Raw genomic sequence first — 13,265 nt, 5'->3', positions numbered from 1 at the left:
GAGTGTGAATATGGATTTAAACTGCGAATGGTGCGGAGGAAAAGCCTTCGAAGGGGAAGGGACGGTTTATTGGGAGTTGCCGGATGGTTCGAGGGCTATTGAGATTACGGCAACACCTACCGTTATATGTAAGGAATGTGAGATGGCGTACCAGTCTGATAATGTTACTAAGGAAATTGAGGATCAATTGTTTTTAGTTGATAAAAAAAAGATTGGTAGTTCGATAAGTTTTAAGGAACTAATGGAACTGCCTAGATTGTTGAAGAGAAATTATTTTGATTTTTCTTCTTAATAGTTTGCTCAGGGCTAAATGGCACTCAGTAATGGGTGCCTTTGTCATGGGATAAATTTAGTTTTGTATCAATTCGTGAAATAAAGGGATATGTGGTATAAGAAAATCTTCATTTGTTTAATACGTAGTAGACTAAATACTGTGCAGCTAGTAATTAACCCAACTACGCATAGTTTTGATACGTATTGTTTACATTGATAAACGTATACTCTACCCGCAAATATGTTACTTAAACGAACAAATTAACGCAATACGAATTGTATTAGAAGAAGTGGGAATAAAGTGAATATTATTACATTAATCCCTTATGAAACGGAGCATTTTATTGAAGAGTGCTTTTTCACTTTTTTCAGCAATCGAGGTAGATAGTTAAGGATTAATTTAGCATCAATAACCGTGTACAATATCACAAATAGTGGTAAAGCATAGGATGACGGTAGTGGTTAATCAGAAAAATGTGGCTATGTAATTAAAGTTAAAGTGACCGAAAAAGTGATGTTCGGTCATTTTTTTGATATGCTTTTAAATTGGCTAAATGGAATCACTGAAAAATCTCTGCATTCTTGAGAAAACCCTTTTTTCACCCATTACTTTCATGATATCAAACAAATCAGGTGTATTGGTTCTGTTAGTTAGAGCTACCCTAATTATCATTGCTACATCACCAACATGCCCTTTGTAATTGTTAGGATTGGCTTTATATTGCTTCATATCCTTTGCAAATCCGAGTTCCCCAGCAAGTTCTTTTATTTCATTGAACCAAGCGTCTCTTTCATAATGAAACTTATAAGTTTTGCTGAATCCTATTACAATTTCTTTCGCAACATCCAAACTTACATTTGTAGGTAACTTATAGCAACTCAGCACATCCTTTTCAAACCATTCGTCATAAAAGAAAGCAATCATTGACTTCACATCTGACCACTTTGAAAAATCTTTTCTTGGTTTCTGTATGGTTCTACCTATATTTAGGATGTTTACAGTATAAACCTTATTCTTGTCAATTAAACTATAAAGCTCAGAATCGAATTCCTTTGACCAAGTGTATAAATGGTCATAAACTTGTTGACCTGTGAGCCTAGAGATAACATCCTTGCTGATATCATCCAGTTTATTCATGTCAAATAAAGCACCACTGGCATTCATTTTATCCGTATAGATAAAAAAGTCTCTAAATGATTGAAGAGGGTTTGCCATCCTCCATTCTTCAAAGTTTGAATTAATGAGATTCATAAAGTATTCACTTATAGCGATTCCAGGGTATCCTTGTTCTTTGTAATACTCAGCCGTACCATCAAGATCCTTACGTTTACTAAATTTCCGTTTAGAAGCTCCGACTTGCTTCATGATGGGAGCAATATGCCCGAATTCTGGTATTCTAAAACCTAAGGTTTCAAACAATTGAATATGGACCGGCACTGAAGAAAGCCATTCATCGCCCCTAATGACATGGGTTGTACCCATCAGAAAGTCATCGATGGCATGAGCGAAGTGATAGGTTGGTAAGCCATCAGTTTTCATAATCACAATATCTTGGTCATTTTCCGGCATTTCAATCGGACCTTTCACCAAATCATGGTACTTTATTCTCCTATCTGGTGACCCTGATGATTTAAGTCTAATTACAAACGGTTTACCATCTGAAATTTCTTCCTTGGCTTGTTCAAAAGTAATATCTCGATGTTTCGCCCACCTACCATAATAACCTGTTGTTACTTTTAGATCCTGTTGGCTTTTTCTTATCTTTTTTAAATCGTCTGCATCACAGAAGCAAGGATACGCCAATCCATTTCGCACTAGATGCTTAATAAAAACCTGATAGATTTGGATTCGTGAGCTTTGTTTATAGGGTCCGTAAGCCCCCTGATCGTCGCCTGAAAGCTGAGGTCCCTCATCAAAATGAATCCCGAAGTATGACAAGGAATTAATGATGTTTTCGACGCTGCCTTCTATTTCACGCTTTTTATCTGTGTCTTCGATACGCAGAAAAAATACACCATTACTTTGATGGGCTAATCTTTCCGAGATTAAAGTGGCATAAAGTCCGCCAATATTCAATGAACCCGTTGGGCTCGGTGCAAAACGTGTGACCAAAGCAGATGAAGGTAAATTTCTTGGCGGATATAGTGAATAAATATCTGCAGGTACTTGCCTGACATCAGGAAATAACAGTTCTGCCATGTTCTCATTTAACACAATCTTTTCCTCCTTAAGTACAAAATAAAAAAAAGCCCTTCATCCTTTATAAAGGACGAAAGGCTAGCTTCCGCGTTACCACCTAAATTGGTTAAAAACCCGCTCATTATGCAGCAATTTATTTTCTTGCTACACACTTCTTTAACGGGAAATTCCCGGTAGACTTACTCCCATTTTTCGGTCTACTACTCCAAGGCTTCTTTCATTAAGCTCGAATACCCAGTCTCACCGTATCTGGGCTCTCTAAGATTCGAGTGATTAATTACTCTTCCTCTTCATTGCACTTTACAATATGTGGATATAATTAGTGATACGATAATACACTTTAACCAAATTGTCAACAATCTATTTTGGCTTTAAGGTTGGCGTTCTTTTAGATACTTCCGTTGAGTATGCGTTAACTTACCAGAGCCAGGAAAATCTGACATATACCCTACCTTCCAAGAAAAACGCCATTATTACCCGGATTTTTTAACCTTTCATCCTTGATTACCATTCTATATATTTGTCTAGATATCCTTCATTCACCGTCCATTAACGTAATTTGAAGGAATTTCCATAAAAAAAGAGAATAGTTTCATTAATGAAAATGAATAGGGTGATACTTTGAAAACTTGGTATGGTTCAGCAGGAATCTGTATAAATGACAAATCAGAGATATTAATGGTTCTGCAAGGTACACCAGAAGAAATCAAAACTTGGTCCATTCCATCTGGAGGTCTAGAAAAGGGCGAGACGTTTGAAGAATGTTGTAAAAGAGAAATAGAAGAGGAAACAGGTTATATTGTTAACATTGTTCAGGAGTTACAAATAAAAAAAGGATTTTACGAAGAGCATGATCTAAATTATGAGGTCCATTATTTTTTAGTTAAGGTTGTTGGTGGCGGCAGAAAAATCCAGGACCCCGATCAGCTTATTTATGATATTCGTTGGATATCATTAGACTCTCTTAAAACATTAGAATTATCATTTCCGGAAGACAGGGAATATTTAATTAGCTTAATCCATGAAAATGAATTCGTAATATAAAATTCTTTTAGAACAGGGAGGAGTTGTTTAACAGCTTCCTTTCTACTCTTAGTAGGAGGAGAATACAAATGATCAATAGAAAAGCAAAATTATCGGATGCACAAGGAATTGCAAAGGTTCATGTAGACTGTTGGAGAACAACATATAAAAACATTATCCCAAACGAGTTTTTAGATAACCTGTCCTATGACCAGAGGACAGACATATGGATAAAGAATATATCTAATGAACAGAACTATGTTTTAGTAGCTGAAAATGATGAGGGGCATATAATTGGATTTGCAGATGGCGGAAAAAGGGAAACAAATAAAATCGATCAGTCAGGCGACTTGACCTCTATCTATATTCTTCAAGAATATCAAGGTTTGGGAATAGGAAAAAAACTTGTTCAGCAACTATTCTCAAAGTTAGATGAGTTGGGGTATAAAACTATTTTTGTAGAAGTTTTAGAAGATAATAAATCTCGATTTTTTTATGAATCGCTTGGTGCAGAATGGCTTAGAACTGAAAAAATTAAAATTGCTGGTGTTGAATTGAATCTATTAGTTTATGAGTGGAAGGATATTAAATCAGCATTTTTATTAGGATAAACAATAATTGTGTCTGGAGATGAGGAGTTGGAAAGGAAGTTCGGGGATCGGTCAGAGTGGAAACGGATTATTCAGCGGAAATATGCGCAGTCATTTATTGATACAAAAGAGTTTAAGGGATATATAACACTTTTAAATACAATAAAGGTTGCAAAGCCATCATGGGTTAATTATGGAGAAAAAAGTGTTTGTATTGTCGATGATGGTTATTTGTGGCTACAACAATTCCCATTGGAGAAAAACCATTCGGTAACCACGATGTTTGATGCTAATGGGGAAATTGTTCAATGGTATATAGATATTTGTTATAAAAATTCAATTGAAAACAATGTTCCATATTTGGATGATTTATATCTAGATATTGTTTTGTTACCAACTGGCGAAGTAATTGTAAAAGATACCGATGAACTAGAAGAGGCATATTCTAATGGAATGATCAACAAGTCACTTTACGATTTGGCATGGGAAGAACTAAACCATCTTAAAGCCCTAATAACCAATAATCATTTCGAATTGATAAAGTTATCCAATCAACATAAGGATATTTTGATTGATAAATTAAATTAGCTTTATTATGGGAAGATCAAGATTAAAATTGGGGGTTATCCATTGCATACCACTACTAAGAATAATGGCTTTAAATTTCTTGATTTTATTAGTGTAAAAGAAGAAGAAATAGATGATATTAAGGAAACCGGTGAAAGCATAATAACTCAATAAATAACAGTCAAATTCACAATATCATTATAAAGATAGTGTTCGATATTTTACGAACGCTTCTTTTTCTTTATTTTTTGAAAATTCCATATATAATGGTAATAACTAACAATGGAGAGATTTATATGGATATTGAAAAAATATATGGAAATTTACCTATGTTAGAAACCGAACGTTTGATATTAAGGAAAATAACGTTAGAAGATGTTGAAGATATGTATTCCTATGCGTCAAATGAAGAAGTATCTAAATACGTTACTTGGGAAACGCATAAGACATTATCTGATACTAAAGAATTTGTTGAATATGTACTAGCCCAATACGAGAATAAGAAAGTCGCTCTTTGGGGGATAGAGTATAAAGAAAACGGAAAGTTTATCGGAACTATTGATTTTGTTTCGTGGTCAGTAAAACATCATGTAGCCGAAATCGGATATGTACTTTCTCAAGATTATTGTGGAAGAGGAAACGTGACAGAAGCTGCAAAGGAAGTGATAAAATTTGGCTTTAATAATATGGATTTAGTTCGTATTCAAGCAAGATGTTTTGTAGAAAATATAGGTTCAGCACGAGTGATGGAAAAAACGGGAATGTCCTTTGAAGGGATAATCAGAAAAGGCTGGATGTTAGAAAACGGAAAACATCAAGATATAAAAATGTACTCGATACTAAATGAAGAGTTTGCATCTCTTTATAATTCAAAAATAGTAAATGTAAACACTTTATAAGCAGCTTGATAATTTCAAGCTGCTTATCTTTTGGTATTAGAATTAACATAGTAATTAACACAAATGTTACCATCCCAATTTTCAAGGTGACAATGGTTATTGGCACCTTGTTATTAATAGTGATTTTAAATGCTATTTATATGTTTTTTTATTCAAAACATTGATATATCAACAAAGTAATAGACCAATTCACTGTGCGATTTCGTCATTATAAATGATACGTAATTTCATGTGTTTTTCCACAAAAACTGAACTATGTAGCAATTATAGCAGTCGCTTTTTTTTATTTGGATTACTACCATAATGACATAAAAAGAAGGTATTTTAATATTTTCACAGAATAATCCATTAGAAAAAATTTTCCAAGTGAAGTACAACATTATTGCTTTTAAATTTGGAGGAAAAAAGTATGGCAATGCCAATGCATATTGTAGCAGTGGGCGGTATCGTAGAAAACGAACACGGGAGGTCCTTTTAGTAAAAACTCATCATGGTGGATGGGTCTTTCCTGGTGGGCAAGTGGAGATAGGAGAAAATTTAGAAGACGCATTAATTAGAGAGGTTAAAGAAGAAAGTGGAATAGATATATCTGTGGTTAGTCTGATAGGTGTTTACTCTAATACAGGAGTTCACAAATGGTATGACGGAGTAATAGATGTCCCTACCAAATTAATGCTAGACTTTGTTTGTAAAACATTGGGTGGAGAATTGGCTACTTCGGATGAAACTTCAGAAAGTAAGTGGGTTGAAAAAGAAAAAGTGCTCGATTTAGTTACAGCAATAGCTATCCGTACCCGTTATCAAGCGTATCTGTATTTTGATGGAAATGTTAATTATATGGAATATGTTACTAAACCCCAGTTTGAACTTAAATTAAACAGAACTATCTAGATCTCCAAAAAGGAAATTGGAAAAAACATAGCGATTTATTAGTTACTCATTTAATGAGGAATAGGAGTAAATATTATTGAAGGGTGAGGGGAAAGATGGGTTCAAGAATAATGCACTTGATTATTGGGAATAAAATTGCCAATCTTTTATCGTTAGAAGATAAAAAATCGTTCTTGCTTGGTAGTGTTGCTCCAGACGCTGTTTTTTCATATGAAGAAAAAAACTTATCCCATTTCTTTATTGGTGACGTACAAGATTATTCAAGGAACGTTGATTATAACGGGTTTTTACATAAATATAGATCGGAATTAGAACATAAAAATCAACATTTTATAATGGGATACTATACACATTTAATTGCTGATGAAATATGGCTAAGAGGTTTTTATCTTTCTTGGTTAAAGAACAGAATGGATGCAGATGAAGGATTATATAAGCTATATCATAATGATTTCCGGTTACTAAATGGAAAATTACTAGAATACTATGGTTTTACAGATGAATTGAGAAAAATACTTAGTAGTCATTTTCCTGCAATTATAGATTTGGAAGAGGTTAATTCCAAAGATGTTGAAAAATTCGTTCCTTATGTATTAGGTGATATGGTGTATGATCAGAAAGTTTTAAATGAAGAACTTAATGTTTTTACGTTTAATCAAATAGTTGGTTATATAGAGACATCAGTTGATGTAGGGTTATTAAATATAAAACCTGTTCTTTCTCAGGTTAATATGAAATAAATGGAAAAGCAGAGGTGCTAAAATTGGCTTTTAATGATACTTATAGTTTCGGAGCTCACGCCATTATTTTTAATTCTGTAGGTCATGTACTTCTCTTAAAGCTGACCTACGGAAATAAGGGATGGAGTACACCTGGTGGTAGTATCGAGCCTGGTGAAACTATCCACGAAGCTTTACTGCGTGAATGTCGTGAAGAGCTTGGTGTGGAAGTACAGAATGTAGTATTAACAGGATTTTATTATCACAGCATAGTCAATTCACAAGTTGCAATGTTTCGGTGTTCCCTTCCTGAGAATGAGGAAATCAAACTTAGTGTTGAGCATTCTGAATATCAATGGTTTCCATTGGAAGAATTGGCAGAGGTACAGCGAATAAGGGCTATTGATGCAATGGAATACCAAGGACAGGTAATAAGCAGGTCCTTTTAAAGATTGTTGAGGAATTTAAACAATGAAATATTGAAATTTTAGTAAGGATAATTAATATAAAATCGATTCAACTTTGTTACATTTAGGGTGAAAAAAGGGGACGAGGGTATGTATCAGTATTTTAATGGCTTAGTAATCAGGAAAGGAACAGAAGGAGTTCCAGCTGATGCTGTAGAGGCCCTATTTGAAGATGCTGGATGGGCGAAGAATACTCCAACTTGGCAGAAGGAAAAGTTCACGTTAATATTCAAAAACTCAACCTGGGCGTTTACTGTATGGGATCGTAACAAGATGATAGGTATGGTTAGGGTTATATCAGACCAAATAATGGCTGCTAATATTATGGATTTGGTTATTTTATCAGAATATCGCGGAAAAGGGATAGGCAAAAAACTTGTAGAACTTTGTGTTCAAAAGTTACCACACGGTGATTGGTTTGCACACACATCTTCTAGCAATTTCAATTTCTATGAAAAATGTGGTTTTGAAGTAAAGGATTTATCTAAAAATGGAACCTGTGCTTATTACGGTTATATTCAAGCACGAAAAGAAGGGCATAGGTAAGTTTTGTAAAAATAGAGGAGAGCGTTAACTAAGAAGAGTAAACGCTTTTTATGTAGAACTTATTGCTAGGGGATCAAGTTATGTGACAAAAATAATAATTTTATAGAGAGGAAATATATATGAAAATAAGACTGGCTGAAGCAAAAGACATAGAGCAATTAATAAAAATGAGATGGGATTTTACCATTGAATATGATGAAAGTAAAAAAAACGAATCCTTCGATGATTTCGAAAGAGAATGCCACTCATTTTTAGAAAACGCTCTGAAAAGTAATCAATGGTTTATTTGGGTTGTTGAGGAAAATGGAAATATTGCATCACATATATACATAGAATTAATTCAAAAAGTACCACGACCTGGTAGAATAACATACCCATTTGCTTATATGACAAACGTATATACAGTTCCTGAATATAGAAATAAGGGAGTTGGGAGTAAATTACTTAGTTCAATTAATAAGTGGATTAAAGATAACCATTATGAATTTGTTATTGTCTGGCCAAGTGATGAAGCTATTAATTATTATAAGAAGAATGGTTACGTTCATAGTAAGGAGCCTATGGAATACTTCCCTTCTTAAAAAGTAAAAATTGGGCTTTGTAAAGGATTTTATTTCAAGAAATTGAAATAAAAATCAGCCTAATAAACGTCAAAAGGAAGTTGAATGTTAAATGATTCGTGAAGCTGAAAGAACAGATAAAGATCAAATATATGAACTTTATAAAATGTTAGTACCAAATAGTAAGAAAATGAACGTTCAGGAAGAACAAATTGATAAACTTAGAATGGACCCATACAATTTTTTGCTTGTATTTGAGGAAGAAGGAGAAATATTAGGAACATTAACTTTAAATATATGTTTACAGGCATTACATGGCACAAGACCATATGGAGCTATCGAGAATGTAATTGTCCATGAAAAACATCGAAATAAGAAAATTGGACAAAAACTTTTACACTACGTTGAGGAATATTGTAAATCAATAAATTGCCATAGAATTATGCTATTAAGTAACTCAAAACGTCAAAGTGCACATCAATTCTTTGCAAGGGAAGGATATGACAGATCAGTAAGTAAAGGATTCAAAAAATATTTGTAGTAAAGTTTTGGACAGATGCCCATTTTTATGATTCTTGTCCTTGTAGAAATATACTTCTTCAACAAAATTAGATTTGAGCTGAAATCAAAATTGATTATCGGCCTTTTTGTACAAATGGACCAGTTAGTAAAAGAGGATAAAATGTTATCGAGGTGAAAAATGTTAATAAAAATATCACAATTAAATCCTGATAAACTTTCTGATTTACAAATGACAGAACTACTTTATAAAAATTTAGAAGATAATAATGAAACTGGTGATGTAATATTCGTACCTGGCAGTAATAAGGCTGTCGATTATAGGTTACCAAAAGCTATAGAATTGTATAATTAAGGTAGAGCAAAGAAGATTTTATTTTCAGGTGGAGTAATTTGGGAAGGGATTCGTTTAACCGAAGCACAATTACTAAAAGAAAAAGCACTTGAGCAAGGGGTTCATGAAAAGGACATCTTAATTGAAAACATATCACTACATACAAAAGAAAATGTTCTCGCTTCCTTACTCGTATTAGACAGAGCTTTCTACCTACACAATATTAAAAGATTACTAGTTGTGACCACAAATTTCCATATGCGTAGATTTTATTTAACACTAAAAACATTCATGCCCGATTGGATTGAATATTCTTTGTGTGCGGTTAATGACCAAACAACTAAAGAGGATAACTGGATTAATTACCCATACGGTAGAAAAAGGGTTGAATTGGAATCGAAAAAACTAATTAACTACGTTAAACAAGGCATCATTGTAGATGATATGGTTGATATCTCTTTAGAATAGTTAAGATTATTAATAAATCCCCTTCCTCAATTTTCTTTTTAATAAAATTCCTGATTCAGGTTCCATCTACAAAAAATTGGTTTTTTCTCGAAAAGAGGAAATAGCTGAGAGATTTCAATGAAAAGCTGAATATTTACAGGTTTTCGCTATCAGTATATATCCAGCTTTTGAAAAACTATTCTGTTGTAATTTTTACGGTATAGCCATGCTCTTGGAAGAGATGTACTAAAAATGATCCATCGATTAAAGATATAGGCTTATCTTGTGCGAACTTATGGGTATCACTGCCGAAATAACTTGTCGTAACAAGGTAGCCTTTGGTTGCCCCTTCGTTGATCATCGTACCATATAAATCTCTGACAGCAGATACTGGTACAACAATATTGTATCGTTTTGCTTGGATAACAAATTTTCCTCCGTGAATAGGATCGGGATTATATATAACTATGTCAATTCCACCATCTCTGCTGGCCTTGGTAACCTTAACTTCACCGGAATGGACATTAAACATCTTCTCAAATAACCCCCCAACTAAGTGTTCAAAGTCTTCCCAAGGCATTTTAGCAATATTGGGGATGTTTTCTACGTTCGTAATTATATCTCTTGATTCAACGAACCTATTTTCATTTTTTGTGAATTGAAGATAAGGTTTTACAGGAGACAAATTTTTTAGCGCTCCAATGGATAGGCCTTTTAAATTTCGAAAACATTCCTTTGGATCAACACGCTCTAAGTTTAACCTTAATACATCATCCTTAGTAACACTTAATGAGACGATACATGAAGTAAAATCATTGCCTGTTGCTAAGCTTGTCCCATGAACGTATCCATTGAAAACAAGTGTAGCAATTGAATTATTTATATCCGCGCTTAATATTTCATGTATAGTTTTTAAAGCGAGTTGATAAATAATGGAATCATAAAATGCATCAAATTCCTTCTGAGACATTTGCTTTTCCGTTATTTCTTTTCGAGTTTTTACAAATGAATAAGAAACAGTTCTAGGTAAAGCATTTTGGTTTGGCAACATGTAATCAATAATTAGGGCACAAGATTCAGGAATATAATTAATTTCAACATCAAGACTTATCCCTTTTGGGAGAGGGGAGTTTTCAAGCACTAATAAAAAGTAATCACAAATAGATTCAGTATCGTGAGATAAATAACCATCTCTTATCCTTATAAATAGTTGATTATGATTATTTTTATTTTTTTCAAAGCTCGCCTTTGATTCAAGGTACTGTCGATATTCCAGTTCCTTTTTGGATCGATACTGTTCATAGGACGTATTATAATCATCTCTTGCCGCATCTTCTTTTTTTATTCTTGTACTTTTTATAAAGGGAAGAAGGTCCTCCCAAAATGATGGACTTGGTACATTGTGTTTCCGAATATAGTCTTCTAACAGAGGTGCAGATTCGTTATAAATAAACGGTGGATATTCATTACTGATAAGAAGACTGTCAAAGTTAATTACGTGGTTAGTTTGGGCTGAGGTCATGAGTATATTTTTATAACTTTCGAGAATGTACTCTGTTTCTTTTGTTAGTTCTTCAGCTCTTTTAGATTCATTTTCAATTTTTGCTTGTATGTTTAGCTTATCTATTTGGGCTTTCCATTTCTCCTTTTGGTCAGCTATTTTCTTATTTAACTCATATTGAGTCTGGGCTTTTAGGGTTTTGCTAGCATTAAGTCTTGGGTTAGAAATGGTTTTAACAAATTGGTATTTAGTAGCCAAGAAAAGATACCTCCACTTCTGTATTATTTGTAGAATATGGTAATATAAATGAAATTTAAATACAAATTTTAGAAAATTACAAAAGTATTCTTAAAACAAACTGCCAATATACTTTCACTAGGGTGGAGGAACACAAAGGCTTATTTTTTTGAGTTAATTTAGATGGCGAGAGAGGGATTTAGAGCCTGCCTTAGTAATCGGAAAAATGGGGGATTTTGGAATGTTTGTTGTGTATGTTGGAGGTTTTTGAAACTTAGTTTAATCCTAAGAAATAAAGACCCAAGACTATAAGACCTTATGCCGTTAGGTAAGGTTTTACAAGTATCTTGGGTTACTATTTATCATTAATTTATATTTCTTTTTTCTTATTTTGAATAAATACCATGATATTAATGAAAAATGTAGCAACTAACGCACTCCATAAAAACAATTCAAAAACTGTCATGTTAATCATTTGTGCATAATTTATGGTGAAATTAATAACCATTGGTCCCTTTAATAAAAGAAGGCCAAAAACTGTTATGGTAATTAAAATGCCAGAAAGAATCTTTTTAGAAACCTTCATTTTGCGCAAGGGTTTTTCAATTAATTCCCACATGATTTTCCCGCCGTCCAATGGAGGTATCGGTAATAAATTACTAATAGCAATTGTGAGACTCAGTAGAAAAAAGATAAATAGAAGTGAATTGAAATCAGTTACAAAGAAACGGAATAGATATAGCCCTTCTCTTCCATCTAAGTTTGGATTAATAATGAGATCCTTGAATGAATTGATTTCTAAAGCCGTAAACAGCTTTTCAAGGGCAATGGCGCTATTATTTATGATTTTAATAGTTTGTTCTTTAGTGAAAAATATGAATTGGGCAATAAGTGCAAGTATACCTGTAAATAAATTTAATATTACCCCTCCTGAATAAAATAAGATTTTCTTATATGTTGGTTCGTTCTCCAATTGATTAGGGTCTATTTTTACATAACCGCTGGTTGGGAAAAGTTTAAACTGATACTTAATGTGATTTTGAGTAGTTTCATATAAAACTATTCCTTGTCCTACTACAAACTCCTTAATATCCAAACCAACTAACTTTGCAGTAAGGAAATGCCCAATTTCATGAAGAGCTTTTATTAGGTAAATAAGGCCAATACATAATATTGAAAAAATAACAGATCTTATACTCTCGAACGGATGTTTTAAAATTAAATCTGATAACCAAACGGCAACAATTGTTATAAATGCAAACTGGATTCCCTTAAATGGATCAAGATTTGTTGGGTTTGTTATGCCCTTAATTAATATTAAAAAGGTTTTTATTAAACAAAAGATTGCTACCAATATAAGGAAACCTAGTATGATTACGGCCATAGGAATGTACCACTAATGACATGTTTTGTACCAAAGAATGACAAGAAATTTACCACTAATCGACAGCTTATTTACCACCCAATACCTTCTATATAATTAGTGAGCATA

The 13,265-nt window shown here is 33.2% G+C and carries 16 protein-coding genes and 1 other annotated feature; of the genes, 13 read left to right on the top strand and 3 right to left on the bottom strand.

Translation table 11 applies throughout. From position 1 onward, the window contains the following. Nucleotides 1–10: 10 nt before the first annotated feature. A complete protein-coding gene (locus LRP83_RS09280; RefSeq protein WP_230496422.1) occupies nucleotides 11–292 on the top strand; it encodes a YokU family protein in 282 nt (93 codons plus the stop codon). A gap of 531 nt (nucleotides 293–823) precedes the next feature. On the opposite strand, the gene gltX is transcribed toward LRP83_RS09280, so the two are convergent. Further along, nucleotides 824–2,488: a glutamate--tRNA ligase gene (gltX, locus tag LRP83_RS09275; RefSeq protein WP_230496421.1), complete on the bottom strand. Its 1,665-nt coding sequence runs from the start codon at nucleotides 2,486–2,488 to the stop codon at nucleotides 824–826. A gap of 48 nt (nucleotides 2,489–2,536) precedes the next feature. Next, nucleotides 2,537–2,776 (bottom strand) — a binding site (T-box leader). Nucleotides 2,777–3,094: 318 nt separating this feature from the next. Between gltX and LRP83_RS09270 the strand changes: the two genes are divergently transcribed. From LRP83_RS09270 to LRP83_RS23215, 12 genes are all read left to right on the top strand, one after another. Then, nucleotides 3,095–3,517, top strand: a complete 423-nt coding sequence (locus tag LRP83_RS09270; RefSeq protein WP_230496420.1) for an NUDIX hydrolase — start codon at nucleotides 3,095–3,097, stop codon at nucleotides 3,515–3,517. 68 nt (nucleotides 3,518–3,585) lie between these two features. After that, nucleotides 3,586–4,107, top strand: a complete 522-nt coding sequence (locus LRP83_RS09265; RefSeq protein ID WP_230496419.1) for a GNAT family N-acetyltransferase — start codon at nucleotides 3,586–3,588, stop codon at nucleotides 4,105–4,107. Nucleotides 4,108–4,134: 27 nt separating this feature from the next. Further along, a complete protein-coding gene (locus tag LRP83_RS09260; protein ID WP_230496418.1) occupies nucleotides 4,135–4,674 on the top strand; it encodes a ribonuclease FAU-1 family protein in 540 nt (179 codons plus the stop codon). A 275-nt stretch (nucleotides 4,675–4,949) separates the two neighbouring features. Continuing rightward, entirely contained in the window at nucleotides 4,950–5,552 is a 603-nt protein-coding gene (locus LRP83_RS09255) for a GNAT family N-acetyltransferase (RefSeq protein ID WP_230496417.1), read from the top strand. Nucleotides 5,553–5,918: 366 nt separating this feature from the next. Beyond that, nucleotides 5,919–6,443: an NUDIX hydrolase gene (locus LRP83_RS09250; RefSeq protein ID WP_354002336.1), complete on the top strand. Its 525-nt coding sequence runs from the start codon at nucleotides 5,919–5,921 to the stop codon at nucleotides 6,441–6,443. Nucleotides 6,444–6,538: 95 nt separating this feature from the next. Further along, on the top strand, nucleotides 6,539–7,183 hold the full coding sequence (locus tag LRP83_RS09245) for a zinc dependent phospholipase C family protein (protein ID WP_230496416.1): 645 nt from the start codon (nucleotides 6,539–6,541) through the stop codon (nucleotides 7,181–7,183). Between the two features lie 23 nt (nucleotides 7,184–7,206). Then, the gene (locus LRP83_RS09240; RefSeq protein WP_230496415.1) at nucleotides 7,207–7,611 is read left to right on the top strand and encodes an NUDIX hydrolase; all 405 of its coding nucleotides are present in this window, start codon (nucleotides 7,207–7,209) and stop codon (nucleotides 7,609–7,611) included. A 108-nt stretch (nucleotides 7,612–7,719) separates the two neighbouring features. Beyond that, nucleotides 7,720–8,175 carry a GNAT family N-acetyltransferase gene (locus tag LRP83_RS09235; protein ID WP_230496414.1) on the top strand — a complete coding sequence of 152 codons (456 nt, stop codon included), beginning with the start codon at nucleotides 7,720–7,722 and terminating at the stop codon, nucleotides 8,173–8,175. A gap of 119 nt (nucleotides 8,176–8,294) precedes the next feature. Beyond that, nucleotides 8,295–8,756, top strand: a complete 462-nt coding sequence (locus LRP83_RS09230) for a GNAT family N-acetyltransferase (protein WP_230496413.1) — start codon at nucleotides 8,295–8,297, stop codon at nucleotides 8,754–8,756. A gap of 91 nt (nucleotides 8,757–8,847) precedes the next feature. After that, complete coding sequence (locus tag LRP83_RS09225) at nucleotides 8,848–9,276, top strand: GNAT family N-acetyltransferase (RefSeq protein WP_230496412.1); 429 nt, start codon at nucleotides 8,848–8,850, stop codon at nucleotides 9,274–9,276. Between the two features lie 159 nt (nucleotides 9,277–9,435). Continuing rightward, nucleotides 9,436–9,609 (top strand): hypothetical protein, encoded by a 174-nt coding sequence (locus tag LRP83_RS09220; RefSeq protein ID WP_230496411.1) that lies wholly within the window; start codon nucleotides 9,436–9,438, stop codon nucleotides 9,607–9,609. Between the two features lie 15 nt (nucleotides 9,610–9,624). Next, nucleotides 9,625–10,056 (top strand): YdcF family protein, encoded by a 432-nt coding sequence (locus LRP83_RS23215; RefSeq protein WP_290369532.1) that lies wholly within the window; start codon nucleotides 9,625–9,627, stop codon nucleotides 10,054–10,056. 175 nt (nucleotides 10,057–10,231) lie between these two features. Here LRP83_RS23215 and LRP83_RS09205 read toward each other — a convergent pair whose 3' ends face one another. Then, nucleotides 10,232–11,794 carry a restriction endonuclease gene (locus LRP83_RS09205; RefSeq protein WP_230496409.1) on the bottom strand — a complete coding sequence of 521 codons (1,563 nt, stop codon included), beginning with the start codon at nucleotides 11,792–11,794 and terminating at the stop codon, nucleotides 10,232–10,234. A gap of 349 nt (nucleotides 11,795–12,143) precedes the next feature. Next, on the bottom strand, nucleotides 12,144–13,127 hold the full coding sequence (locus LRP83_RS09200; protein WP_230496408.1) for a site-2 protease family protein: 984 nt from the start codon (nucleotides 13,125–13,127) through the stop codon (nucleotides 12,144–12,146). Between the last annotated feature and the right edge of the window lie 138 nt (nucleotides 13,128–13,265).

This window comes from Pseudoneobacillus rhizosphaerae, assembly GCF_917563885.1.
GTDB lineage: Bacteria > Bacillota > Bacilli > Bacillales > Cytobacillaceae > Pseudoneobacillus > Pseudoneobacillus rhizosphaerae.
This window is presented reverse-complemented; position numbering and strand designations above follow the sequence as displayed.

Excerpts from the sequence above, each read along its gene's own strand:
- LRP83_RS09280 (WP_230496422.1), top strand. The coding sequence starts at position 11 with ATGGATTTAAACTGCGAATGGTGCGGAGGAAAAGCCTTCGAAGGGGAA.
- LRP83_RS09265 (WP_230496419.1), top strand. The coding sequence starts at position 3,586 with ATGATCAATAGAAAAGCAAAATTATCGGATGCACAAGGAATTGCAAAG.
- LRP83_RS09255 (WP_230496417.1), top strand. The coding sequence starts at position 4,950 with ATGGATATTGAAAAAATATATGGAAATTTACCTATGTTAGAAACCGAA.
- LRP83_RS09245 (WP_230496416.1), top strand. The coding sequence starts at position 6,539 with ATGGGTTCAAGAATAATGCACTTGATTATTGGGAATAAAATTGCCAAT.
- LRP83_RS09235 (WP_230496414.1), top strand. The coding sequence starts at position 7,720 with ATGTATCAGTATTTTAATGGCTTAGTAATCAGGAAAGGAACAGAAGGA.
- LRP83_RS09230 (WP_230496413.1), top strand. The coding sequence starts at position 8,295 with ATGAAAATAAGACTGGCTGAAGCAAAAGACATAGAGCAATTAATAAAA.
- LRP83_RS09225 (WP_230496412.1), top strand. The coding sequence starts at position 8,848 with ATGATTCGTGAAGCTGAAAGAACAGATAAAGATCAAATATATGAACTT.
- LRP83_RS09220 (WP_230496411.1), top strand. The coding sequence starts at position 9,436 with ATGTTAATAAAAATATCACAATTAAATCCTGATAAACTTTCTGATTTA.